Source organism: Neobacillus sp. NPDC097160, from assembly GCF_044762155.1.
Classification (GTDB): Bacteria; Bacillota; Bacilli; order Bacillales; family Cytobacillaceae; genus Neobacillus.
In genome coordinates, this window is record NZ_JBIWDU010000009.1 from 192009 (window position 1) to 218925 (window position 26917).

The 26917-nt window shown below is 42.3% G+C and carries 18 protein-coding genes and 2 pseudogenes; 17 read left to right on the forward strand and 3 right to left on the reverse strand.

Going from position 1 to position 26917, the window contains the following annotated elements:
- Positions 1-259 precede the first annotated feature (259 nt).
- From mglB to mglC, 3 genes are all read left to right on the forward strand, one after another.
- Positions 260-1321 (forward strand): galactose/glucose ABC transporter substrate-binding protein MglB, encoded by a 1062-nt coding sequence (gene mglB, locus ACIQXV_RS14840; protein WP_402959982.1) that lies wholly within the window; start codon positions 260-262, stop codon positions 1319-1321.
- 333 nt (positions 1322-1654) lie between these two features.
- Positions 1655-3157 (forward strand): galactose/methyl galactoside ABC transporter ATP-binding protein MglA, encoded by a 1503-nt coding sequence (gene mglA / locus ACIQXV_RS14845; RefSeq protein WP_402959983.1) that lies wholly within the window; start codon positions 1655-1657, stop codon positions 3155-3157.
- Positions 3158-3171: 14 nt separating this feature from the next.
- A complete protein-coding gene (gene mglC / locus ACIQXV_RS14850; RefSeq protein WP_402959984.1) occupies positions 3172-4194 on the forward strand; it encodes a galactose/methyl galactoside ABC transporter permease MglC in 1023 nt (340 codons plus the stop codon).
- A 74-nt stretch (positions 4195-4268) separates the two neighbouring features.
- On the opposite strand, the gene ACIQXV_RS14855 is transcribed toward mglC, so the two are convergent.
- Positions 4269-5330 carry a YeiH family protein gene (locus ACIQXV_RS14855; protein WP_402959985.1) on the reverse strand — a complete coding sequence of 354 codons (1062 nt, stop codon included), beginning with the start codon at positions 5328-5330 and terminating at the stop codon, positions 4269-4271.
- Positions 5331-5450: 120 nt separating this feature from the next.
- On the opposite strand from ACIQXV_RS14855, the gene ACIQXV_RS14860 reads away from it, so the two are divergent.
- From ACIQXV_RS14860 to ACIQXV_RS14885, 6 genes are all read left to right on the forward strand, one after another.
- Positions 5451-6335 carry a LysR family transcriptional regulator gene (locus ACIQXV_RS14860; RefSeq protein WP_402959986.1) on the forward strand — a complete coding sequence of 295 codons (885 nt, stop codon included), beginning with the start codon at positions 5451-5453 and terminating at the stop codon, positions 6333-6335.
- A gap of 288 nt (positions 6336-6623) precedes the next feature.
- Entirely contained in the window at positions 6624-7856 is a 1233-nt protein-coding gene (locus ACIQXV_RS14865) for a Zn-dependent hydrolase (protein WP_402959987.1), read from the forward strand.
- A 182-nt stretch (positions 7857-8038) separates the two neighbouring features.
- On the forward strand, positions 8039-9499 hold the full coding sequence (locus tag ACIQXV_RS14870) for a PstS family phosphate ABC transporter substrate-binding protein (protein ID WP_402959988.1): 1461 nt from the start codon (positions 8039-8041) through the stop codon (positions 9497-9499).
- Between the two features lie 282 nt (positions 9500-9781).
- On the forward strand, positions 9782-10432 hold the full coding sequence (gene atoD, locus ACIQXV_RS14875) for an acetate CoA-transferase subunit alpha (RefSeq protein WP_402960045.1): 651 nt from the start codon (positions 9782-9784) through the stop codon (positions 10430-10432).
- Positions 10432-11088: a 3-oxoacid CoA-transferase subunit B gene (locus ACIQXV_RS14880; RefSeq protein ID WP_402959989.1), complete on the forward strand. Its 657-nt coding sequence runs from the start codon at positions 10432-10434 to the stop codon at positions 11086-11088. Before atoD ends, ACIQXV_RS14880 begins: the two co-directional genes overlap by 1 nt.
- A gap of 303 nt (positions 11089-11391) precedes the next feature.
- Positions 11392-11457: a hypothetical protein gene (locus tag ACIQXV_RS14885; RefSeq protein WP_402960046.1), complete on the forward strand. Its 66-nt coding sequence runs from the start codon at positions 11392-11394 to the stop codon at positions 11455-11457.
- Between the two features lie 113 nt (positions 11458-11570).
- On the opposite strand, the gene ACIQXV_RS14890 is transcribed toward ACIQXV_RS14885, so the two are convergent.
- Positions 11571-14657, reverse strand: a complete 3087-nt coding sequence (locus ACIQXV_RS14890; RefSeq protein WP_402959990.1) for a beta-N-acetylglucosaminidase domain-containing protein — start codon at positions 14655-14657, stop codon at positions 11571-11573.
- Between the two features lie 580 nt (positions 14658-15237).
- Here ACIQXV_RS14890 and ACIQXV_RS14895 point away from each other — a divergent pair.
- The 7 genes and pseudogenes from ACIQXV_RS14895 to ACIQXV_RS14925 form a co-directional block, all read left to right on the forward strand.
- Complete coding sequence (locus ACIQXV_RS14895) at positions 15238-17550, forward strand: glycoside hydrolase family 84 protein (protein WP_402959991.1); 2313 nt, start codon at positions 15238-15240, stop codon at positions 17548-17550.
- A gap of 70 nt (positions 17551-17620) precedes the next feature.
- A complete protein-coding gene (locus ACIQXV_RS14900) occupies positions 17621-20194 on the forward strand; it encodes a glycoside hydrolase family 84 protein (protein ID WP_402959992.1) in 2574 nt (857 codons plus the stop codon).
- Between the two features lie 269 nt (positions 20195-20463).
- Positions 20464-20658, forward strand: a pseudogene (locus ACIQXV_RS14905) (thiolase family protein); the annotation flags it as partial.
- 320 nt (positions 20659-20978) lie between these two features.
- The gene (locus ACIQXV_RS14910) at positions 20979-22418 is read left to right on the forward strand and encodes a GntP family permease (protein ID WP_402959993.1); all 1440 of its coding nucleotides are present in this window, start codon (positions 20979-20981) and stop codon (positions 22416-22418) included.
- A gap of 31 nt (positions 22419-22449) precedes the next feature.
- Complete coding sequence (locus ACIQXV_RS14915; RefSeq protein WP_402959994.1) at positions 22450-23235, forward strand: 3-hydroxybutyrate dehydrogenase; 786 nt, start codon at positions 22450-22452, stop codon at positions 23233-23235.
- Between the two features lie 114 nt (positions 23236-23349).
- Entirely contained in the window at positions 23350-24768 is a 1419-nt protein-coding gene (locus ACIQXV_RS14920; protein WP_402959995.1) for a sigma-54 interaction domain-containing protein, read from the forward strand.
- Positions 24765-25076 (forward strand): annotated as a pseudogene (locus ACIQXV_RS14925) (ATP-binding protein); the annotation flags it as partial. The gene ACIQXV_RS14920 and the pseudogene ACIQXV_RS14925, both read left to right, overlap by 4 nt.
- Positions 25077-25148: 72 nt before the next feature.
- Here the strand turns inward: ACIQXV_RS14925 and ACIQXV_RS14930 are convergent.
- Positions 25149-25886 carry an IclR family transcriptional regulator gene (locus ACIQXV_RS14930; protein WP_402959996.1) on the reverse strand — a complete coding sequence of 246 codons (738 nt, stop codon included), beginning with the start codon at positions 25884-25886 and terminating at the stop codon, positions 25149-25151.
- A 166-nt stretch (positions 25887-26052) separates the two neighbouring features.
- Between ACIQXV_RS14930 and ACIQXV_RS14935 the strand changes: the two genes are divergently transcribed.
- Positions 26053-26907 carry a dimethylarginine dimethylaminohydrolase family protein gene (locus ACIQXV_RS14935; RefSeq protein ID WP_402960047.1) on the forward strand — a complete coding sequence of 285 codons (855 nt, stop codon included), beginning with the start codon at positions 26053-26055 and terminating at the stop codon, positions 26905-26907.
- The last annotated feature ends 10 nt before the right edge of the window (positions 26908-26917 follow it).

The window sequence follows — 26917 nt, forward strand, 5'->3', positions numbered from 1 at the left end:
AAGCCAATCAGTCAAGAAGGTTAAAGAGCAACCTTCTCGCCAGCTCGTCTAGACTCACGCCCCTGGGCAAGGCGCTTGCGCATTTCTTATTTCAAAACAAAAAAGTCTAGATAATCACAAATATGTGCTATAGTTTGGAACTATTGCAAAAATCCCCCCGATGCTAACATGTATGTAAGTGCTTACAAAGACTGAGGTAAGCGTCGTACACAGGAGCTTACCAGAGTCTTTAACAAAAAAGTAAAAGGAGAATGATCACATGGGTAAGAAGAAAAAAGGGTTAATTCTATCTTTAACAGTTGCATCTAGTATTCTATTGGCTACAGGCTGCAGCAGTTCAACTAGCGGTTCGGATTCTGGAAAAGACAAGGGAAGCGACCTTCCACGTGTTGGGGCAACCATCTACAAATTTGATGATAACTTCATGTCATATGTACGCCGTGCCATGGAAACTGCGGCAAAGGGTAAAGTTGACCTTATGCTGAATGATTCACAAAACGACCAGGCAAAACAGATTGAGCAAGTGGATACACTGATTGCAAAAGGGGCAAAGTCACTAGCTATTAACCTTGTAGACCCAAAATCTGCTCCTACGATTATCGATAAAGCGAAAGCGAAAAACATTCCTGTTATCTTCTTTAATAAAGAGCCGGATGAAGCGGTATTAAAGAGCTACGACAAAGCTTATTATGTGGGCACAACTTCCTCTGAGTCAGGTGTCATTCAAGGGGAATTAATCGCAAAAGCGTGGGAAGCTAACAAGGATAAGTGGGATAAAAACAAAGATGGCAAACTACAATACGTATTGTTAAAAGGTGAGCCAGGACACCCAGATGCTGAAGCTCGTACGAAATTTGCGATTGACACTGTAAAGGCAAAAGGCATTCAGGTAGAAGAGCTTGCATTAGATACAGCGATGTGGGATGCCACAAAAGCTACTGAAAAAATGGATGCTTGGGTTTCTAAATACAACGAAAAAATTGAATTCGTTATTGCTAATAACGATGGTATGGCATTAGGGGCCATTTCTTCGCTTGAAAAAGCAGGATACTTCTCCGGCGACAAATTCATGCCGGTTGTAGGTGTTGACGCGATCCCAGAAGCACTTGAAATGATTGAAAAAGGGAAAATGGTTGGTACAGTCTTGAATGATGCGAAAAACCAAGGTAAAGCAACCGTTGAACTTGCAGCAAATGCCGCAAAAGGTAAAGACGTAGTAGACGGAACCGAGTGGAAGCTAGACGATAAGAAAGCCGTTCGTGTTCCTTACGTTGAAGTAACAAAGGATAACATTCAGGTTGGTAAAGACGCGTATAAATAAGAAAAGCGGAAGCGCCTTGCTAAGGGGTGACAGGCATAAGACGAGCCGGCGAGAAGGTTGCTCTTTAACCTTCTTGACGGATTGGATTATGACCCCGAGCCCCTAGGCGCTGTAGCTGGACAATAAGTTCTAGTGAAAGCGCCTGTCCGGGGGCGGTCAAAGGCTTGCCCCTAGGCGCTCTTCGAACGAAGGAAAAGATTCTGCTTTTCCTTCGTTCGGGGTATTGCTTCTTTGGAAGCAGGACAACGACTGAATAGAAGAAATTTTTCAATAGATATGAGACTCATTTTCAAAGTCTCATATTTTTTAAATGGTAAGTGAGGAGGTTCGCTCATGTCTGAAGCTAGTACAACCAATTTACTAGAAATGCAAAATATAACCAAACGATTTCCTGGTGTTATCGCCCTTAATAATGTTTCACTCAAAGTGAAGGCGGGAACCGTACATGCGTTGATGGGTGAAAATGGTGCAGGTAAATCAACCCTAATGAAGTGCTTATTCGGCATTTATTCGATGGATGAAGGCAAAGTCCTGTTTGAAGGAAAAGAAGTAGCATTTGCCAATTCCAAGCAGGCACTTGAAAACGGTGTTTCCATGGTACACCAGGAATTGAATCAAGTCCGGCAGCGCAATGTTATGGATAATATTTGGCTCGGCCGTTATCCGAAAAAAGGTGTCTTCATTGATGAGAAGAAAATGTATGAGGACACAAAGGCTATTTTCAAGGGTCTCGATATCAATATTGACCCGCGTAGTAAAGTAAGCAGCCTTTCTGTTTCTGAGATGCAGATGTTGGAAATTGCAAAAGCTGTCTCGTACGGTTCAAAAATCATCGTAATGGACGAACCAACTTCATCACTAACGGAAAATGAAGTGAACCACCTGTTTACAATCATTCGAAAGCTACAAAGCGATAACGTGGCCATCATCTATATCTCGCACAAAATGGAAGAAATTTTGAAGATTTCTGATGAAGTGACGATTATGCGTGATGGTCAATATATTGCGACGAAAAGTGCGAAGGAATTAACAACAGACGAAATCATCAAACTGATGGTTGGCCGTGATTTATCACAGCGCTTTCCTGAAAAAATGAACAAGCCGGGTGATATGATTCTGAAGGTTTCTAATTTGACAGCGGAGACGCAGCCTTCATTTTTCGAAGTAAACTTTGAGCTAAGGAAAGGTGAAATTCTTGGAATCGCCGGTCTCGTTGGCTCGAAACGTACGGAGGTTTTGGAATCGATATTTGGGATGCGATCGTTGAAATCTGGCACGATTGAATTGAATGGCAACGTTGTTCACAATCATTCACCACAGCATGCCATTAAAAACGGCTTTGCTCTTGTTACCGAGGAAAGAAGATCAACCGGTATTTTTCCAGAATTAAGCATTAGCTTCAATTCGATTATTTCTAACATTGGTCACTACCGTAAAGGTCCCTTCTTATCTGACAGTAAGGTTAAGGAAGACACACAGTGGGTGATTGATTCCATGAAGGTAAAAACCCCTACGCAAAAAACCTCCATTGGCAGTCTGTCAGGCGGTAATCAACAGAAGGTGATTATCGGGCGCTGGCTCTTAACAAAGCCGAATATTTTATTGCTTGATGAACCAACACGGGGAATTGATGTTGGGGCAAAGTTTGAAATCTATCAACTTATTAACCAATTAGCAGCAGACGGAAAAGGTATTATCATGATTTCATCCGAAATGCCGGAACTTTTAGGTGTTACAGATCGAATTTTAGTCATGAGTAATGGAAGAGCAGCTGGAATCGTTGAGACTCAAGCCACATCTCAAGAAGAAATCATGCGATTAGCAGCTTTGTATTAGGAGGCGATGGAAAAATGAATACTCAAGCTTCAAAAAAGACGAATGTATCAAAATGGCTTGTTGATAATGTAATTTATGTAGTTTTAGTCCTTCTCGTTGTCGGGATTGTCATTGCTTCTCCAGACTTCTTATCGATGACCAACTTAATCAATATTTTAAGTCAATCCTCATCAAGGATCATTATCGCACTAGGGGTTGCCGGTATTTTAATTACCGCAGGGACTGACCTTTCTGCTGGACGGATGGTCGGACTTGCGGCTGTTATTTCGGCATCCATGCTGCAGGCGGGGGATTATGCCTACAAAATGTATCCAAACTTGCCGGAATTACCGCTGTTTGTACCCATTTTACTTGCGATGGCTGCAACTGGTTTAATCGCAGCATTAAATGGTGTAATCGTTTCAAAATTTCATGTGCCGCCGTTCATTGCGACATTAGGTATGATGATCGGTGTATATGGACTGACTTCCATTTACTTTGACCGTCCGCCATATGGTGCACAGCCAATCGGGGGCTTAAGTGAAAAATTTACTACCTTTGCTCAACGTGGAATTAAATTAGGAGCGTATGAATTTCCATATCTCATTCTTTATGCCATTATTGTCTCCCTCATTATTTGGGTCGTTTGGAATAAAACACAGCTTGGAAAAAATATGTATGCGATCGGCGGGAACCCTGAAGCAGCTAAGGTTTCAGGTGTAAACGTCGCAAGGAATCTGATTATTATTTACACGATTGCCGGTCTTCTATATGGCTTAACTGGGACGCTAGAAGCTGGACGTGTTGGCAGTGCAACAAATAATACTGGTAACATGTACGAATTAGATGCGATTGCAGCCTGCGTAGTCGGTGGTGTATCACTTTCAGGTGGTATTGGAACCGTCCCTGGCGTTATCACGGGGGTATTAATCTTCCAAGTAATCAACTACGGCCTGGCCTTTCTAGGCGTAAGCCCATACATCCAATTCATCGTAAAAGGCTTAATCATCATCGTCGCCGTAGCATTCGACATGCGCAAACACGCAAAGAAGAAATAACAAAAACAATGGTGCCTGACACCCTTAACTAGTTGCCGGTAGTGGCAATGGTGTCAGGCACCATTTTTAGATTTTTATGCAATAAAATAAGTGATAACTGAAAGAAGAACAGATGTGATTAACATGGCAATCAGCGGCCGGAGTGCTTTTGTGCGGAGGTCACGCAGGCTTACATTTAAGCCAAGACCAACCATCGCAGATGTTAAAATAAAGGTGGTCGCAGTTGAAACCCCATCTAAGGCCGTTTTCGAAATCGGAACAGATTTACCAAGTACATAACTTCCAAACAAACTCATCAAAATAAAACCGATAAGAAACCAAGGGAATTCAATTTTCGTATCCCCGGCACTCCCGGTGCTTTTCCTTTTTACCCAATACATTAAGATAAAGCATAATGGTACAAGCAGCAGCACCCGGCCTAATTTTGCCAGCAAGGCAATGGCTAAACCATCCGGACCCGCTGGAGCCCCGGCTAAGGCGACATGGGCAATTTCATGAAGGCTGATCCCGCTCCAGATCCCATAATCAATCGCTGATAACGGAAGAAAAGGGCGGAAGATTGTATAGGTAATCGAAAAAATCGTCCCAACCAGTGCAATAATTCCTACTCCAATAGCCGTATCTTCATCCTTTGCTTTGATGATTGGCGAAACGGCTGCAATGGCTGCTGCTCCGCAAACTCCAGTCCCGACTCCAAGGAGTAGGATGAGAGAGCTTTCAGCTTTCAGTAATTTTCCTAGCCATACGGTGAATAATATAGCAAAGGCAATGACACCGACATCACGTGCAATCAGACCCAATCCTTGATGAAGCACAATATCAATATTAAGTTTTAAACCGTATAAAATAATTGCAAAACGTAAAAAGCGTTTTGAAGAAAATTGAATTCCCGCACGGATTTTTTCGGGATAACCGAAAAATTGCCGATAAATGACTGCAATTACAATGGCACAAGCAAGTGGTCCAACACGATCAAAGCCAGGGACTTTTGATAATACGTAACCGAATGCCGCAATGACTACTGTAAAGGCAATCCCTCCTAACCATAACGCAAAGGAAGGCTTAGGTTGCGGCTTTTTTTGCTGCTGGCCGGACTGTTCATTCAAATACAAAGTTCTAGCACTTTGGCTCCCCATTTATTTCACCTCAGTTAATTTTCTATCCCCATAATACTCCTGATTCATGCATAAGGAAAATAAAGATATATAATAGGTATAATAAGTAAATTTATATAAATGGAAAATGGGGGGCGCATGATGGACCAGCATTTAGAGGTGTTTGTAAAGGTCGTGGAAAAAGAGAATTTTTCTAAAGCGGCAGAGGAACTGCATATGACACAGCCCGCGGTCAGTCAGTATATTAGGAATCTAGAAGAATCTATAGGCACGAGGCTGCTCGAGAGGAGCAATAAGTATGTGCGCCTCAATAAGGCCGGGGAGATTGTTTACCACCATGCAAAAGAAATTTTAGCACTTTATACAAAAATGCAAGCATTAGTCGACGACATGACAAATAACGCCAGCGGGCCGATTGCAATTGGCGCAAGCTACACATTTGGTGAATACATCCTGCCTCATATAATTGCCAGAATGCAGGTGAAATATCCTCTCATCAGTCCATCCATCAAGATTCAAAATACAAAGGAAATCATTGAACTTGTAAAAATGCATCAATTAGATATTGGTATCATTGAAGGTATTTTTTACGAGGATACTCTAAATTCAGAAATCGTTTCCGAAGATAGAATGGTGATCGTTGCTCCGCCTGGGCATCATTTATTGACTGAGAAACGAGAAAAAAGAATTTCAGAATTAGCGGAAGAAACCTGGGTTCTAAGGGAAGAGGGCTCCGGTACAAGGGAGGCAGCCGAGAACCTTTTTCGAATGTATGGGTTTACCCCGAAAAAAGTCATGGAATTCGGGAGCACCCAGCTGATTAAAGAATCGGTTGAGGCAGGGCTTGGGATCAGCTTATTGTCGCATTGGACGATAAAGAAGGAACTTGTCAATGGCTATATCGGAATGATTGATGTGGAGGGGCTGCCATTTAAACGGAATTTTTCAATACATACCCATACTACATATCAAACAAAAGCTTTGAAGACCTTTATTGAAACAGTAAGGGGATATTTGGCAGAATGAGAAAAGCACACACTTAAATAAGTCATAGGAATGGATTACACAAACTATCAAACAATTCGCCAGAAAGATTTTATGTTTTGTCTAGTGACAGCTAGAAGGATTATTATATAATTAAAATGACTGAATATTTTTACAAATCATATAATATGATTACCTAATGAATGGAACGGCATATGTAATAGGTCGTTGCCGTTACAGTAAATTGAATTTTCATTTCTCTGCTCCATGAGATTTTATAACACACATTGAATTGTTCTTAATCTCATTCTTAAAAGGGAGTGTTAATCCATGCAAAAACAAAAACTATTGATTAATGGGGAAAGACTGAAGCAGGAATTGGAACGATTCGCCGATTTTGGCCGGACAGAAAACAATGGAGTCACACGCTTGTCATTATCTGAAGAGGATTGCAAAGTAAGAGATTACTTTCGTTCCTGCTGTGAGGAATTAGGAATGACGGTCAAGGTCGACGATATGGGTTGTATGTATGCCACACTTGCAGGTACTGAAAATAAACCACCGATATTGATAGGGTCCCATTTGGATACAGTGAAAAAGGGAGGCCGCTTTGATGGCGTTTTAGGTGTTATTACCGGGTTGGAAGTGGTTAGAACGCTGATTGATCATCAAATTAAACCGCAAATTCCGATTACGATTGTGAATTTTACTAATGAAGAAGGTGCAAGATTCGAACCTTCGATGATGGCATCAGGTGTCCTCTCTGGTAAGTTTGATAAGTCTATTATGCTAAAAAAGGTAGATTCAGAGGGAGTTGCCTTCGAGGAAGCCTTAAAGGCGAGCGGGTACGAAGGGGAAGTCCGGAACCGCCTTAAGGAGGCGACCGCCTTTTTAGAATTACATATTGAACAAGGCCCTATCTTAGAAAAAGAAGCGCTGACAATTGGCGTTGTCGAATGCGTTGTCGGAATGGCGTGTTATGAAATTGAAGTAACAGGGGAATCGGATCACGCCGGTACCACGCCGATGAGTATGAGGAAAGATGCCCTTTTTGCGACTAATAACTTAATCAATGAAATTCGCAGCCATCTTGGCAAATTGGATGAAGAATTAGTCTTCACAATTGGAAGAGTGAACGTGTATCCGAGTATCCATACGGTTATCCCAAATAAGGTTATTTTTACCCTTGAAGCACGACACAAGGACATGGAAATCGTCCGCGCCGTTAAGGATTTCATTCAAAGCCTGCCGCATTTAGGCGTGGGCGAGGGCTGCGAGGTCAAAACGACAAAGTTATGGGATCGTGACACGGTTTGGTTTGAACCTGAAATTTGTGATACGTTGGAACAATCAGCAGAGTCACTTGGTTTTTCTCATAAAAGAATGGTCAGCGGCGCCGGCCATGACGCGCAATTCATTGCCAGCTACGTCCCGACTGCGATGTTATTTGTCCCTAGTATTAACGGCAAAAGCCATTGCGAGGAAGAGCTAACTACATGGGAAGATTGTGAAAAAGGGGTTAATGTGATCTTAGATACTGTCTTATCGTTGTTATCAAAATAAGCTGAAACTTAGATAAAATTCAACTACAGACTTTTTCGCCTGGCGGAAAAGTCTTTTTTTATTTTCGAAACCGAAGTCTGTATATTACAAAAACTATATTGTAAAACAGACAATAAAAGTGTAAAATTACACTTAAGTATACGATGGCGATACATACATTTTCTGTGAAAGGGCGGATGAAAATGAGGAAAAAACTATTGATTTTGTTTTTGAATTTCGGTGTAGTACCTCTTGTGTTATCTATCTGTGCGTTTATCCTAATGAGCGCGGGACTAGATAACATCATGATTGCTGCACTCCTGCCTCTAAGTATTGGCGGTATTTTCATCGGATTTTTCATAAGTAAGAAGCGGGCTCAGTCCGGCGAATTGCCAGGACTTTTCACTCTCTTCCTTTTACCGCTTGCCTATACAGCTGTATCATGGGCTATGTTTATGCTGATCAGCGGCGGGTTTTATGGGGCAAACTCCTGGTTTTACTATTGCCTTTTTCATCTATCATTAGCACCCATTTATTTTATCGCGATGTTTTCCGGTGAGGGAAGATTATTTCTATTGGCACCGCTAGCTTACGAGTTGGCATTTGTTGGAGGGGTTTTGATTGCAATGATCATAAGCAAGACACGGCCAATCTTTAACAAGAAGCAGTTGCTGCCGTCTTTGTTGGTGTTTTCCCTTGCAATGGGTACCGGTGGAGCGGTTCAGTGGCAGCGCAGTCAAACGGTTTTACCATCCTATGGTTTTAAGTATGGCGGCGGCTACTCTAGTACGGACTTAACGCCGTATGAAGTGATGAATCCAGATAATAAGCTGCCAAAATTGGGGGTAGCATCGACATTTACAATCAAGAACCCGAGCGAGATGCCGATTTTAGACGGAGCAGAAGCAGCCTTTCCAGTTTATTCTGCCTTTGCAAATGCAACCTATGAAAATATCGGAAAAATGATGGGTGAGGCAGGAGAAGTTGTCAGTTTTACGAATACCACTTATGCATATGAACGACTATTATCAGGGGAAGTAGATATTTACTTCGGGGCTGTGCCATCGAAAGAGCAGCTGGAAATGGCGAAAGAGGCTGGTAAAGAACTTGTCAAGACACCAATTGGAAAAGAAGCCTTTGTCTTCTTTGTCAATCCAAGTAATCAAGTCAATAGCTTAAAAGTTTCTGAGATTAAAGAGATTTACTCTGGGAAAATTAAAAATTGGTCCGAGGTTGGCGGGAAGAATAAGAGAATTATTGCTTTTCAGCGTCCGAAAAATTCCGGCAGCCAAACACTTTTGGAAAAAATTATGGGTGATACACCAATTATGAAGCCTCTGAAGGAGGATGTACCTGAGGGGATGGGCGGAATTATCGAACAGGTAGCAGATTATCGCAATTATGATAATTCAATTGGCTTTTCATTCCGTTTCTTTGCAACCGGGATGAAGGCGAATCAAGATATTAAACTGCTGGCCATTGATGCGATAGAACCAAATCCCGAAAACATCGCGAGCGGAGAGTATCCCTTCACCGCCTCCCTTTACGCAATTACAGTGAAAGACAACCCAAAACAGGCAATTCAGCCTTTCCTAGAATGGATGCAGGGAACACAAGGGCAAGAGATTGTTGAAAGAATTGGCTACATTAAAGCTGTTGAATAGGGTGTCAGGCACCAACAAAGTACATTTGTCCATCTGCGGTAGACATTGCGTTTTACGGAATGAAAAAGCGAGGAGCGTCTTTTGGCTCTTCGCTTTTTATTTTGATCAATTTCCCCCATGTGTCAGTTGTTCCAAGAAGCTGTTCAAGGCTCAATTGGTTTACAATGCAAGTTTAAGATCCTTTTTTCTGTTTTGTTTGTTGGCACAAATCTTGCATAAAAGATAGGTGTGAGGAAAATGAACTTTACTTATTTTTTCAGGAGGTGCTTTTAAGTGAAAAAAATGATTTCAATGGAGGAAGTCTCATCGCTGTTTTCAGATGGAATGACCATAATGGCAGGGGGATTTATGGGAGTAGGCACGCCACAAGCTCTTGTTAATGCCATGCTTGAAGCAGACGTAAAGGATATAACTCTGATTGCGAATGATACCGCATTCATAGAGACCGGCGTAGGGCCATTGATTGTAAACAAACGGGTGAAGAAAGTAATTGCTTCCCACATTGGGACAAACCCAGAAACAGGCAGGCAAACGATAGCAGGTGAAATGGAAGTGGAGCTTGTTCCACAAGGAACACTTGCAGAACGTGTGCGCGCTGGGGGGGCTGGTCTGGGCGGAGTACTGACCCCGACAGGTGTGGGAACTGTGGTTGAAGAAGGCAAAGAAAAGATTACGGTCGACGGACGGGAATATCTGCTTGAAAAACCGCTTCGTGCAGAAGTTGCCCTTCTTAAGGCATTTAAAGCAGATAAAGCCGGGAATTTGATTTATCATCGCTCCGCACGAAACTTTAACCCATTGATGGCTTTGGCTGCTGACATCGTTATTGTTCAAGTTGAGCAAATTGTGGAAATTGGTGAGATTGACCCAGATGAAGTCATGACTCCGGGGATCCTTGTCGATAAAATTTTTGTTCAGGGAGGATGTCAATAATGAACAGTACTCTTATTAATCCAAAGCAATTAATCGCTGCACGTGTGGCAAAGGAATTGAAAGATGGAGATGTGGTGAACCTGGGAATCGGTCTGCCGACGATGGTGCCGAACTTCCTCCCCGGGGACGTCAATGTCATCCTCCAATCAGAAAACGGCTATATCGGCCTTGGACCCTTGGACGGCGAGATTGATCCCGATTTGGTCAATGCCGGTGGGCAGCCTTCAAGTATTCTCCCGGGCGGTGCCTTTTTTGACAGTCTTTTCTCATTCGAATTAATCCGTGGTGGGCATGTGGATGTCACTGTTCTTGGAGGATTGGAAGTTGATGTAAAAGGCAATCTTGCAAACTGGATGGTCCCTGGAAAAATGGTTCCAGGCATGGGCGGGGCAATGGATTTGGTAACTGGGGCAAAGAAGGTTATTGTCGCCATGGAGCATATGGCGAAAAATGGATCGTCTAAAGTCCTTGAACAATGCCGTTTACCCCTAACTGGAAAGGGTGTTGTGGATTTGATAGTAACGGAATTAGCTGTTTTTCGAGTAACGGAGGAAGGATTGGTTCTTGAAGAACTTCAAGAGGGTGCCGATTTAGAGACCGTAAGGGAAAAAACGGAGGCTGCGTTTATCGTTAATCCAGCCTTAATATCACGCTAAACAGTGTAGTATCTGACTGATTAAGAATTTTGTTGATAAATATGGATTCGCCGATTGAATGGTAATATTCGCAGATAAATCTTCAAACCTTTCAAATAAAGGCGATTTTTCAAGATAAAAATACCATTTTTTATAGTAAAACCACCATTTAAAGCATAGGAGGACTAATTTCATGCGTGATGTTGTTATAGTGAGTGCTGTTCGTACAGCAATTGGTAGTTTCATGGGAACCTTAAGTAACACCCCTGCCACATTATCATTGATGGGCAATCTTTTGAGCTGAAGAAGGGTATTCATTTCAATTTGCCGCATGGTGTTCGGGAGTATAAGTTAGAAGGCAAGGCGGAAATTATTGTTTCGCATGAATAACAATTAGAAAAGACCCTAGGCAGCTAGGGTCTTTTTTGATGTCAGGTTCCGTTACCCATATGTTTAGAAGCAAAAGGACCGTTCCCTTGTTTCATTAATCCTGAGTTTCCTGCCTACTTCAGGGCCGCTATTTCATTTTTCAATTCCTCGATCATGATTAGAAGCTCTTCAGCATATTCTTGGGATATCTTTTTACCGGATTGCGCCTTAACTTGGTTTCCAAGAGCATTTAACCCATCCAATACCTTCTGTTTATCGGCTTGATGTTTCTGGATATGATCCGCTTTGGCAAGCAAACTTTTTAATATCCCGTGATTTTTAATCAAGCCTTGCTCATAAGCTGTTTTTATGTCCTCATCTAAGCTGTTTATTCCTGATTCGATAAATGTTTCTTTTAGTACAAGGGCTGTTATCGCTTTTGCCAGGTTTTCACTTGCTTCATTTACTTCATCCTGTGTTGCTTCCCCGTCGGCTAGAACTTCCTTCGCTTTTTCTAAAGCCCAAATGAATAAACCCCAGCTTTTAACTGTATAGTCTGACTCTATTTTCTCATTTGCCTCTGCTGCTGTCTTTTCTAAGGTTGATTTATCTATCTTTGGCTTTTCGTATTTCGGTGGTAATGCAACATCACCCTCTAGTCCCATCACTTCAAACTCATAAATACGCGCGGCCCTATCGTCCCCTTGGGTTGGTTTATCAACCATTAGGCGAACATACCGGCCTTTTGTAGCAGGGACTTGATCCTTGGTAATCCCGCTCTTATTGCCAGTAACTTTGACTAACTCTTTAAAATTTACACCATCTTCACTGATTAGGACACGGTATGCGGAAGTATTACTGCCTGATGGCTCGCCGCCTTCTTCAGCGTGCTTCATCACAATCTCACTGACTAAATTAATTCCTCCTAAATCAACCGTTAACTGGTGTGTCCCAGAACCATTACCACACCATTTTGTATTCAATTTCCCATCAACGGCATATTGAGGTCGTTCAGATGGAGCGCAAGAACTGGAAGCTACAGCGGCTTTACCAAGGGCGAGATTGGTTGTATCCTTTTTAGCAAGATTGGAAACTGTTATTAAATTTTCTTTAATCACTTCATCTTGACCAAGAGGGTTTTTCCCCACAAGCTTAACGGTATACAGCCCCTCTTGTTCATAAACAACGGTTGGATTTGGTTCTGTACTTTTCTCAACCTTCGCCCCTTCAAACGTCCATTCTATTTCTTCGGTTGTCATTGAACTCGTATTTTGAAACTTTATTTCCTCTCCCGGAGCAACGAAAGTTTTGGAAACGTCAAAGGAAACTATGGGTAATGGGTCGTATTCAAGGGCCTCCTTGATAAATGCAAGAGCCGTTTCTTCAGAGACTCTATTGCCTCCATTAAGGGCAGGCAAGCTGGCTTCAATCTTATTCTTTAATTCATTGTATTTCTCCGTCTCTGTATTTCTCTTAGCTAAAACCATTTCTAAAGCTAATTGATCGTTTTCCCCCAATAGTTTTAGTTTGTTTAAACTTGCTAAAGCTTCACTTAGGATCTCTGGCGGCAATTCTTCCTTTAACGTGTTTGCTGCTTGGACCATCTCAGCAAACTCTTTCGTTAATAGATTGATTTCCTGTGTTGTATCTTGTCTTTTGGATAGTTTTGACCAAAATTGATCCATCGTCTTTCGTACATTGACAGCATCTCCACGTCCAATACTCCAAGAACCAGTCATACGTGATGAGTGATTAGCAAAAGTTTTCATCTCAGGGGCAAGATCATTAAATAGGAGTTCAATGGAACGATTCCATGACCGATCAGAATCATAGTTTGAAGTATTCCAAGAATAATCGGCTCCTGTTGCCAAGCTGATTTTAGAAAGATCTGCATGTTCCATGGGGTTCATGGTAAAAAAATCAAGTTTTCCTTCCAGGCTATTTTCGATATTAACGATCGGACCAAGAGCGAGCTTAGATCTCAAATAATCGGAAACCGGATAATTCCACCAAACTCCAATTCGGTCCCCATATACTTCGCGCATAAATTCAACATTTTCTAACGGAAGTGCTTCTGAAACAACAGCCTGACCGGTCCACATGACCTTAACATCTTTATTAAGTGTCTCAGAAAATGCTTTCGTATAAGGACTTAAAGCACCAATGGCACCCATTGCATGTGTATCATACTCTGTTGGAACGGTGATAAGAGGCTTCACATCTGTCTTTGTTTTAATAAATTCTTCGTTAAAACGATTTAATAGGTTTGCTTGTTTAGCCCCTTGTTTATTGCCAATATCATCAAACAGGATGGCAAAGCTTCGCACGCCCATGTCATATAGCGATTCGCTTTTCGCCAGCAGTGCTTTAAAATCGTCTTCCCCGCCTTGACCATCAAAGCGAATATCGATACCTGGAGAAAGAGCAAATACAAAATCAACTTTGTTTCTCTTTGCGGTAGTAATTAATTCTTCCATACGTTTCATCTCATTTTCCGGATAGGGCACACGCCATTTTTCCCGATGATAGGGATCGTCCTTAGGGGCATAGATGTACGTATTCAGTTTATAATCTCCATAGAACTCTATTTGATCCAGACGGTCATTGTGGCTCCATGGTTTCCCATAAAAACCCTCAACAATCCCTCTGACGCTCATTGATGGTTCATCCGTAATCATTACATTATTCACTTCAATGGTGTTATCCTCTTTTTCAGCAAGCTGTAAGAGGGTTTTTACACCGTAAAAGGTGCCGTCACCATCTTTTCCTTTGACAAAGATGGTGCCGCCTTTACTCATTTCATTTTCTTCCGAGTTAACCACCAAGGTGTAACCGTCAGCTTTTAATTCTGTATCATTCGGCAGCCCGAGCTGATTTTCCAAACTCTTTAGCTCTGGGTTGAGCTTATCCTCTTCCCCTAAAGCAATCGTGGTGGATTTGCTATCAAATTCCTCATTGATTTCAATCTTATTTACTTTTAAAAATTCCGTTAAAATATGTAAGGCATCTTGATCGGCAGCTTCTTCTCCTATAATATTTACACGGTTGCTTAATTGTAGGGATCCGCTTTTAATATCTACCTTCTGAGGCATTGGAACCAGCTTACTGCTTATTTTATTTGCGGGAGAATCAGATATTGCATAAACATCAGATTGATTGCCAAGGGTTAAGCTGCATGTCATTCCCAAGGACAAAAATGAGCAGGCTATTTTCTTCCACATAGTGAAAACTCCTTTTCCTCTTTTTTTAGGTGAACACTACTATTGGTTACAAATTATTTAACAGCGCCTCCACACCTCCTAAAATAAAAACTTGGTCACATACTTCCATGCGAAATTCTACGCTGAAAATTAAAAAAGGCATGGGGTGACGAAAGGATATAAATCCTTTCAATCTACCACCATGCCTAATCGAATTAGTAACATGTGACGCATATGAAATTATGTATACGATATCATAGTGATTCTGAGCAGTCAATTGATTTTGAAAATTGCGACTATTAACCCATGCACTCTCTACAATAAATATATAGAAAATATTGTTTTTGCATAATTACCTATTTTCTAAAAATGGTATTTTGGTCCCTATGCACCCTAAACCCTATTGTCTATAATACGCGGTATAGGGTGAATATCATTCGCATGTTACTGACATGATCAGGCAGGGCGACGCTATGTTAGGGGGATTTCCTCCTGCTTGGTGTTGTCCTGCTTTTTTTTTTGTAGAGACCATGAAAGCGGTTTTATAAAACATGTGGTTCGTCCTTGATCGTTTAAAATCATAGAAGAAGAGGTGGAAAAGGTGGCAAAAAGTAAAGCGTTAAAGGCCGTTATTTCAGCTTGTTTGGTATCCGGGTTATGGGTTCCTCTGGATATTCCCAAAATAGGCAAAGCAAAGGCAAGTGAAACCTACGAAATGTCTGTATCCCCCATCCCGAAATCGTTAAAACAAACAGACAAAGGCTTTCCATTAAATCCAAAAGTAGGATTGGTTACAGAAACCGGAACCGATCCTGCGGCGATTGCTGAATTGAAGCAAGCCCTGAAGAAAGCAGGCGTAACCACCATTGTAGAGAGTGATATCAAGAACCCAAAACTCCAGGCACCTGTCATTATTTGGCTGGGGGAATTCTCCGACCCAGACGAGTTGAAAACCATTCAGCAGCATACTGGCCTAAAGGATTTGGAAATGACAAAAGAGGAGGGGTACATTGTCGCCTCTAATCACGGCACGAAGGAGAAGAAACATATTGTTATTTCCGGACATGATGGGGCAGGAACATATTATGGGACGCAAACCTTCGAGCAAATCATTGTCGAACGGAAAGGAACGGATTGGATTCCTGAAGTGGAAATTAAGGACTGGCCTACGATGCCAATCAGGGGCTCCATCGAAGGTTTCTATGGGGCGCCATGGTCACACGAGGATCGCTTGCGTCAGTTGGAATTCTACGGTGAGCATAAGATGAACAGCTATATTTATGCTCCGAAGGATGACCCTTACCACCGGGAAAAATGGAAAGATCCTTATCCCGCGGATAAGATAGCGGAGCTTGCTGAACTTGTGCAAAGAGCGGAAGAAAACCATGTCACCTTTACTTTTGCTATTTCGCCGGGGAATACGATTACTTATTCCAGTGAGTCGGACCTTGAGGCATTGATTCAAAAGGCCCAAGCGATGTGGGATATCGGTGTGAGATCGTTTGCCTTATACCTTGATGATATTGACCCGAGCCTCCATTCTCCTGAAGACAGGGCAATGTTTGGCAAAGATCCGAACCCGCCGGCAGCGGCACAGGCCTATCTATTAAATCAATTTAACGAAAAATTTATTCAAAAGCACAACGGTGCAGAGCCTTTAATTACGGTGCCGACAGACTATTATCAGGCGGGAACTACTCCTTACCGGGAACGCTTTGCTGAGCTGGTTCAGTCTGACATTATTGTTCAATGGACAGGAATTGGTGTCGTTGCTCCAACGATTACGTCAAAGGATGCCGATAAAATACATGGAATCTTTAAACACGATCTGCTGGTGTGGGATAACTACCCGGTGAATGACTTTGACCGCAATCGCTTGTTCCTTGCGCCGCTGACCGGCCGCGATTCGGATTTAACGCCTGAACATGGTGTGATTGGCTTAACGGCTAATCCAATGAATGAGGCAGAAGCTTCGAAAATCCCGCTGTTTACCGTTGCTGATTATACGTGGAACCCAAAAGCCTATGACCCGGCTGATTCACTGAAGCGGAGTCTGATGGAATTTTCTGGTGCAGCCTATGAACCTTTAAATCTCTTTGTGGAAGCCTCGTATGCTACGAGTCTTAATAACAATCGGGAGCCGGTTTCAGAAAGAGTAAAGCCGTTAATTGAGCAATTTTGGACAGCAGTGGAGGCAAAGGACTCTCAGGCTGTAACTGCGGCGGGAAAAGCCTTGATACAGGAATTCAGCAAGATGAAAGAGGCCCCTAAGCAGCTGCGGGAGCAGGTGGCTAATCCGAACTTCCTAAAGGAGACCGCCGGGTATCTAAACAAGCTGGAGCTTTATGGGCAAGCAGGTGAAGCAGCTGTTAACACGGTGCTGGCTCAACAGAGCGGGGATACAGCTAAGGTTGCTGAGCAGCGATTGGCGCTTACGCAATCGATGGCAGCAATAGACGAAATCCCGCAAAAGCTGAGCATCGGTGTAGTTCCGAACTTCTTGGAGCGGGCGCTTAATGGGAAAAATATAGCGGAAGGAAAAACCGCCACCGCCTCTTCGAGTGAAGTCAGCTGGCTGACGCCGAATTTGGCCGTAGACGGGAACAACAATACTAGATGGGCCTCCTTGTACACGGATAATCAATGGATCAGCGTTGACCTCGGGCAAGTGTATTCTATTGATAAAGTGAAATTATACTGGGAATCCGCCTATGGAAAGCAATATAAAATTCAAGTGTCAAATGACGGGAGTCAGTGGAAGGATGTTTATACAGAGCTAAATAGCAACGGAGGAACCGATGTCATTCAGTTCCCTGCCGTCGAAGCCCGATACGTTAAAATGCAGGGCATCAAACGTTCAAGCAGCTGGGGCTATTCTCTGTACGAAATCAGCGTATTTGAATCACAAAACTAAGATAAGAGACCGCGGGGCATGGTTTTTAGTAACCATCCCTGCGGGAAGCTATTTGAGGAGGATAAACAGAATGGTTTTTTTCAAACATGGAAAACAGGTGTTAGCGGCTTGTGTTACGTTGGGGCTGTGTACTCTGTCGGTGTTTCCGGATGGAGCGGGACAGGCATCTGCGGCAAGCAGTGCAACCCCTGCCTTGAATCCAACACCGCAAGAGCTAAACATATCGGGTAAAGGGTTCCCACTAACACCAAATGTCGGCATTGTGGTAGACAAGAAAACGGATGAACAGGCCATCCACGAGGTAGAGGCGGCATTGGAAGCTGCGGACGTAAAACGAATCGTACGGATCGAGGCCGGGGAGAAGGTGACTACTCCTGTAACCATCTGGATTGGCGGGCCATCGGAGAATAAGGGTTCAGCCGCGATTTTGGAGCAAATGGGAGTAAAAGGACCTGAAGCCTTAAAGGAAGAGGGATATGTACTAGTATCCAAGGGAACGGAAAAGAAACGGATTGTTCTTGCCGGGAAGGACAAGACTGGAACGTATTATGCGGCCAAAACATTCAAACAGCTGATTCAAGAGCGGGAAGGAAGAGATTGGATTCCGGAGGCAGAAATTCATGACTGGCCGGAAATGCCGATTCGCGGCTCGATCGAAGGATTCTATGGCCCGCCATGGACACATAAGGACAGAATCTCTCAGTTGGAATTCTACGGAGAGAATAAACTGAATACATATATTTATGCTCCTAAGGATGATCCCTATCATCGCGAGAACTGGCGTGATCCTTATCCAGAGGCAGAATTAGCGAAAATTACCGAGCTGATTGATAAGGCCAAAGAGAACCATGTGAAATTCACCTTCTCGCTCTCACCGGGTCAATCCATCTGCTACTCCGGGGATCAAGATTTCGCCTTGCTGAAAAAGAAGATGGAAACGATGTGGGATTTGGGTGTCCGCTCCTATGCAATTTTTCTAGATGATATTGATATGAACTTAAAGTGTCAGCAAGACCGGGAAAAATTTGCAGGAGATAAGGATCCGGTTGCCGCTGCGCATGCCTATCTGTTAAATCGTTTTACAGAAGAATTTATCAATACACATGAAGGGGCCGAGCGGTTGATCACGGTTCCGACGGATTATACCGGAAACGGGCCATCCCCTTACCGTGATCGATTTGCAGAATCACTTGACAAGGACACGGTTGTGATGTGGACAGGCCAAAAGGTTGTCTCAGAGCAGGTTACTGCTGAAGAAGCGGATGAGGTTCACAGAGTATTTAAACACGATATGTTATTATGGGACAATTACCCGGTAAACGACTTTGACCGGAATAGCTTGTTTCTAGGTCCCATTGTAGGACGTGATGCTGATTTATCCAAGCATGGAGTGAGTGGGTTAACGGCAAATCCAATGAACGAAGCCGAAGCTTCCAAAATACCTTTGTACACGATTGCCGATTATACATGGAACCCGGCGGCCTATGACCCAATGGATTCATGGCAGCGGAGTATTCAAGCCCTTGGTGGACAAGCCGCCGAAACGCTAAAAACCGTTGCGGAGAATATGTATTCTTCACCGATTAATACCGCAGAATCCCTTACCTTAACGCCCTTGATTGATGCGTTCTGGAAGGCCTATGTGGCTGGTGATGCGGATCAAGCAGCAGACCAGTTAATCACTGAATTCAAAAAGTTCCAACAGGCTCCGGTTAAACTTCAGCAGGAAATGGAAAATAAAAAGTTCCTTCAGGAAATAGAGCCTTATTTAGAAAAATTAAGTATCTATGGTAAGGCGGGGGAAACAGCTGTTCAATATGTAATGGCACAGAAAAAGGGCCAAACCGACCAGGCTGCTACCTATCGAAAACGCTTAATTGCCTTGTTTAATCAATCCGAACAGATTCCGCAAAAGGTCGGCCAAGGTGTCATCAAACCATTCTTAATTAAGAGTGCCTTGGTGGTACCACCATTGGAACTTACGTTGCAGCCAGTTATTGATCAATTTTGGCAAACGTATGATGGCGAGGGTGGCAGCCAAGAAGCCGAGCAGTTAATCGCTGAATTTAATAGACTGCAGCAAATTCCAGAAACTATTCGCAAAGACATTGATAATGAAGCATTTTTAACCGCCATTGATCCTTACCTGCGGAACCTTACTGTCTATGGTGAAGCTGGAGAGGTTGCTGTCCAGTATCTGATGGCACAGAAAGCTGGTCAGTCTGATGAGGCCAATTCTTATAAAGATCGTTTAAAAACAGCCATGATGCAGGCGTATCAGCTTCCGCAGGAAATTGGCAAAGAGGTTATTAAGCCGTTCTTAATCAAAAGCATGTGGAAAGACCTTGATGTGGTCGACTATCGAATGTTAGATGGGGTGAATAAATCTCGTGGAGCCGGTCAGCTGATTCAGTACACGCCGGCATATGGAGAGACAACCCGAACAAACCCATGGGGATATGAAATCACGGTAGCCGATGGGAAAGTTGTGAAAAGAGGGGGGAATAATTCTACCATCCCGAAAAACGGATATGTTCTAAGCATTCATGCGAATGACTGGCTGCGAGACAATACCACAATCGGCACTACCATTCAAATCGAAAACGGCGTCGTTCTGGTTATATCCCCGGAAAAGACAAACTAGCAACCATTGAACTTATGTGAAAACAGGGTCTGTAAGGAATATTAGGGACTATTTAATAAGAGCGTTCGTTAATTCTAATTAGAAGGTAAAGCTGAGTTTATTGTTTTTCATGAATAACAAGCCAAAAAGGCCCTAGGGAACTAGGGTCTTAAGCAGGTTTATGGTGCTCTGCACATTTATTATTGAAGGGTTAGCCCTTTATTATTTTTATAAGGTATATACAAGTTTCGGTCCAAGAACACTTTGTGCCATTTTCATCCATATAGACGGATGAATTTCCACGTGCCGGGGTGACGGCCGAAAAGCTTGCAAAACTAAAACCTGCATTTAAAAAGGAAGGAACGGTTACCGCGGGAAATGCTTCTGGTATCAATGATGGAGCGCCCGTATTCGTCCTAATGAGCAGGGAAAGAGCAATCGAACTAGGCATCAAACCGATGGCTGTTATTCGTGGCAATGGCACTATAAATTGGGTGTCATCGCTCCAATTTGATTACGAAATTGATTCCGGGAAAACGGAAAATTCCGATAATACGGAATCAATTTCAGACAATTTCCGGATTATCGGAAAAAGTAACGTACTTGTTTAGTAGTTAAATATAATTGAAAACGTAGAAATAAGTTTATTGCTCGTATGATAATAAAGAATATTTATATTTTTTAGAAAATTATTATTTTTGGCATAAAACTTGCATTAATTTATCAATGCAAGTTTCCTTTTGTAAACGCTTACCAGCCAGGAGGTTATTCAAAGAACTTGCAAAAAATTAAAAGGGGGATTTAAATGCAATTATTTATCATTCTGTTGTCGCTTGGGCTGTTAATGTTTGTCGCCTACCGAGGCTTTTCGGTTATCCTATTTGCTCCACTCTGTGCACTTTTAGCGGTTGTACTTATTGACCCAAGCCATGTTTTACCGTTCTTCTCAGGTGTGTTCATGGAAAAAATGGTCGGGTTTATTAAATCTTATTTCCCAGTCTTCTTACTAGGAGCCATTTTTGGGAAGGTAGTCGAAATGTCAGGGATTGCCGAATCGATTGCGAAGACGATTGTTCGTTTGCTCGGTGCGAAACGGGCGATGTTGACCATTGTATTATTGGGTGCCATTTTAACATACAGTGGTGTAAGTTTATTCGTAGCTGTTTTTGCGATTTATCCATTTGCTGCACAAATGTTTAGAGAAGCAAATATTCCGAAACGGCTTATTCCAGGTACTATCGCACTTGGTGCCTTCACATTCACAATGGATGCATTGCCAGGAACGCCGCAAATTCAAAACGTTATCCCAATTGCATTCTTTAAAACTGATATTTATGCAGCACCAACACTAGGAATTATCGGCGCAATTTTTGTCTTAGGGCTTGGGCTGCTATACCTAGAGACGAGAAGGAAAAAGGCAGCAAAAGCTGGGGAGGGTTATTATGGATTCGGTACAGAAACCGCCGCTGCATTGGAAATAGTCAAAGAGGACGAAAAAGAAGGATCTGTTCCCGATTTAACTTCAAGTCAATCTGTTTTAAAACAAATAATGGCATTTGTCCCGCTTGTGCTTGTCGGGGTAACAAATAAACTCTTCATTACTTACATACCAAAATGGTATCCGAATGGATTTGACTTTTCTGCGATTGGTCTTAAAGCGTATACAGTAGATGTACCAGCGGTTGCGGCTATCTGGGCGATTGAGATGGCGCTAGTCGTTGGGATTATCACGACACTTGCCTATGACTGGAAACGTGTGACGGTGAATTTTAAAGAAGGACTAAACTTAAGTATCGCCGGTGCATTGCTTGCTACCATGAATACTGGTGCGGAATACGGTTTTGGCGGTATTATTTCTTCGCTTCCCGGGTTTGCAAAAATCAGTGATGGCATCTCTAACACCTTTACGAATCCGCTAGTTAATGGAGCAGTCACTACTAGTTCCCTTGCTGGAATTACTGGGTCTGCTTCTGGGGGAATGGGGATTGCGTTAGGGGCGATGGCTGATAAATACAACCAGGCGATTGCGGCAGCTAATATTCCGCCAGAGGTGATGCACCGTGTGGTCGCCATGGCATCAGGCGGGATGGATACGCTTCCGCACAACGGTGCTGTTATTACCTTACTGGCCGTTACCGGATTAACACACAAACAATCATACCGCGACATTTTCGCGGTTACCATCATTAAAACAGTAGCCGTATTCTTTGTCATTGCTCTTTATTCTATCTTTGGAATTATTTAAAAACCCGTTAGTCAATAAAGGAGGATCATGTATGAACAAGTCATTAGAAGGAAAAACAGCATTTATTACAGGATCTGCAAGTGGAATTGGATTGGAAATCGCAAAGACATTTGCACAGGAAGGTGCGAAAGTGGTTATTTCAGATTTAAATGCTGAAAAAAGCGAACAAGTAGCAGCGGAATTAAATATACAGGGGTTTGAAGCGCTGTCGGCTCCATGTGATGTGACGAATGAGGAGGCATACAAAAAAAGTCTTCATGCAGCTTATAAAACGTTCGGCAGCCTTGATATTTTAGTCAATAATGCAGGAATGCAATATATTTCACCGATAGAGGAATTTCCTACGGAAAAATTTGAATTACTAGTAAAAATCATGCTAACTGCACCGTTTATCGGAATAAAGAACGTATTCCCCATTATGAAAGAACAGGGATTTGGAAGGGTTATAAATATGGCTTCCATTAATGGGGTCATCGGCTTTGTGGGAAAAGCAGCCTACAATAGTGCAAAGCATGGTGTCATTGGGTTGACGAAGGTTGCAGCATTAGAGGGAGCTGCTCACGGAATCACGGTAAATGCTTTATGCCCTGGTTACGTTGATACGCCACTCGTCAGAAACCAACTGGGAGATTTGGCAAAAACAAGAAATGTAAGCTTGGATCGTGTGATTGAAGAAGTACTCTTCCCGCTTGTGCCACAAAGAAGGCTATTATCCGTAACAGAAATTGCTGACTATGCTGTCTTTTTAGCAAGTGATAAAGGCAGAGGCGTCACGGGTCAAGCAGTTATTTTAGATGGCGGCTACACTGCCCAATAATCGCAATTCTAGAATCCTATTCATTTCCTAGAATAGGATTCTTTTATTCTGGAAAAAACTATTCGGCAAATTTTGTTATAATTAACTTAATAAATTTGGCAAGGGTGTGAAAAGATGAACCTAGGAATGGAAGCGATTCCATGTAATTGGCATGAGCAAATCATCAAACTACTGGCTGAACGAATCGTTGTGGTCGATCGTGAAGGTATTATTCTATATATAAATGAAGCTTATTGTGAATTTTTGGGAACGACCGTCAAGGAGGCCATCAACCGCCCCGTACAAGATGTTATTGAAAATACTCGTATGCACATTGTCGTCAAAACAGGCCAAAAGGAGCTGGCAGCTGTTCATCCAATAAACGGAAGTGAAATGGTTGCCAATCGTTTTCCTCTTATAGTAGATGGCGAAATAGTAGGAGCCTTAGGGACGGTCATGTTTCGCAGCCCTGAGGAATGGCGGATGTATAAAACTAAGATTCAGAATCTAGCAGAAGAACTAAAATATTATAAAACAAAAGTGGAAAAAGAGTTGAAGAGTAAATATTCCTTCCATGATTTAATTGGAAACAGCACGACATTTCTTGCAGCCAAAAAACTAGCTGAACGTATTTCTGCCAGCAATTCCTCCGTTTTATTGATAGGCGAATCAGGCACTGGCAAGGAATTGTTTGCCCATGCTATTCACAACAACAGCATGAGGGCGACCCTGCCATTTGTTGCGATCAACTGTGCATCGATTCCAGAGCATTTGCTAGAATCAGAATTATTCGGTTACGATGATGGGGCTTTTACAGGTGCAAAAAAGGGAGGGAAAAAGGGTCAGTTTGAAGTCGCTAATAATGGGACGCTTTTTCTAGACGAAATCGGAGATATGCCGCTGTCGATGCAAAGTAAACTTTTGAGAGTTTTACAGGAAAAAGAAGTACAGCGGGTCGGTGGACAAAAGTCTATTCCCGTCGATGTCCGCATCATTGCAGCGACACATCGTGATTTAGAAAAGATGGTAGAGGAAGGCAAGTTTCGTCAGGATTTATATTACCGATTAAATGTCATCAAAATTGAGATTCCGCCACTTAGAAAGCGAAAAACAGATATTCCGTTAATTTCCATGAGTCTATTGAAAAAATTAGGGGATAAATTTTACCGAAAGGGAATTGAGTTAACCTCGGAGGTGCAACAAAGACTAATGGAACATTTATGGCCGGGAAACATTCGGGAGCTTGAGAATGTGCTGGAGCGGGCCATTAATGTATTAGACGGTAAAACGATTGAAGTGTCCCACCTGCCGCTATATTTACGAGACCAAGTATTGGAGAGTAACTCCATAAACGAAATAAAACCAATGGAGAATGTACCTTCGGAAAATAATCCAATACAGATTTCTTCCTTAAAGGATACTCTTGCCCAAGTAGAAAAAGATGCGATTCTTAATGCACTTGTCGTAACAAACGGAAATAAACAGGAGGCAGCCAAGCTGCTTGAAATAAGTAAAACTAGTTTTTATGAGAAATGCAAGCTTTATTACATTTAAAGCAGGTTTTCCTAAAACTATTAAAGAACGCGATAGAGGCAATGCCAAATGGCGGGGACATTCATGTTAACCTTCGAAAAGGGTTGGTTGACGAGTGTATTATTTCTATTCAAGATCAAGGCTGTGGAATTCCAGAGGAATTGCTCCCTCGTTTAGGAGAGCCTTTTTATAGTTTAAAAGAAAAGGGAACAGGACTCGGCATCATGATCTGCCATAAAATAATTAAACAACACCATGGCAGCATCACTTATAAAAGCAAAATCAAAGAAGGAACCATAGTCGAAATTAAACTACCACTGGCAAGCTGAAAATAGTCGTAAGGGTGTCAGGCACCACTCAGTGGTGCCTGACACCCTTTTTTGCAGATCAGAAAGTTTTTTTTAGGATTTGTTTTTGAGTTTGGTGGTGATCCGCATTCCGTATTCGATTACTTTTTCGATTAATAAGCGCTGTCTTTCTTCTGTTATATTGTAATTGACATAACCAATACTCAATGCGCCTATCAGTTCATTCATTTGATTGAATAGCGGAGCAGCAACGGCTGAAGTACCTGGAGTCCTCTCACCTTGACTCTCTCCGTATCCTTGCTTTCGAATCTTTCGCAATAATTGAAAGTATGCCTCTTTTTCCGCACTTGGTACCAATGAATTGACAATTAGTAATGACTCCTTCTGCGGCATATGTGCGAGCATAACTTTATTTGCCGCTCCAATATGCAAAGGGATTCGGATTCCCAACTGGTCATAGATACGGATTGGGTTATGCGAACAGTCGATTCTTTCGACGACTAACGATTCCAAGCCAATTGGTTTACTAAAATAAACACTTTCTTCTGCTTCATGCATTAATTTCTCCATTTCAGGGCGAATCAATCCTACAAAATCAAAGGTATCATACATCTGCAAGCCATATTCTAACCATGTATTCCCCATTGAATAGAGTTTCAGCTCTGGCTCCTGTTGGATTAAACCATGTGACTTCATAGATTGTAAAAGACGATGCATTGTACTAACAGGTAAGTCACATTCCTTCGATAATTCGGTAATCGAACACCATTTTTTAGTTTCATTTCCAGCAAGAACTTTGATCACTTGCATAGCTCTGTCAATTGTTTGCACTCGCTCATCCCCTGCCAATTAGTAAGACGTTTATTTTTTGTTTTCAGTAAATTCAAAATATATTGACATGATTTTCTTGCTCCTATAATATCATATTATAAGTTTTCCTGTCAGGGGAAATGGATTCCATTATGCGGAAAAGAGGAGAAGTTGATTGGTATCATCCATGTATAAAAAGCTTACCACTGTGATCGTTAAACACCCAAAAGACGCCTATCTCAACCAAGAACATTTAAGGAATGAATGGAAGAAATTCAACTATATTAATGAACCTGACTTTATGAAGGCGCAGCATGAATATGAAGAGTTTCTTTCCATTATGAGGCAACATGTAGAGAAGATTGAATTTTTACCAGCTTCAGAACAGGTCGGGCTTGATTCCCTATATGCCCACGACCCCGTCAAGTTCACGAAAAGCGGGGCGATTATTTTAAAATCGGGGAAAAAACTGCGTCAGCCGGAAGCTGGAGTATATAGGGGATTTTTACAAGAAAAGAAGATTCCTATACTTGGTGAACTAACTGGTGATGCTGTTGCTGATGGTGGAGATCTTGTTTGGTTGGATGACCGCACATTATTAGTTGGTCGTGGATATCGAACGAATGACGAAGCCATCTGCCAAATCAAGGAGATGACAAAGGAGTTTGTCGACGAATGTATCGTTGTTCAGTTGCCTCATGATCAAGGAGAAGAAGAATGTCTTCATCTTATGTCATTTATTAGTATTGTAGATGAAAACTTGGCAGTGGTTTATTCAAGACTCATGCCTGTTTTTTTAAGGCAATTGTTGATTAAGCGTGGTTTTCAACTGATCGAAGTACCAGATGATGAATACGGGCGGCTTGGCTGTAATGTTCTTGCTCTAGCGCCGCGAGTATGTGTAATGGTTTCAGGAAGCCATAACACAAAACAACAATTAATCAAAGCGGGGGCAACTGTCTATGAATATGAAGGAAATGAAATCTCTTATTTAGGAACAGGCGGACCCACTTGTCTTACATGTCCAGTTAGCCGTGCGTAATACAAAGGAG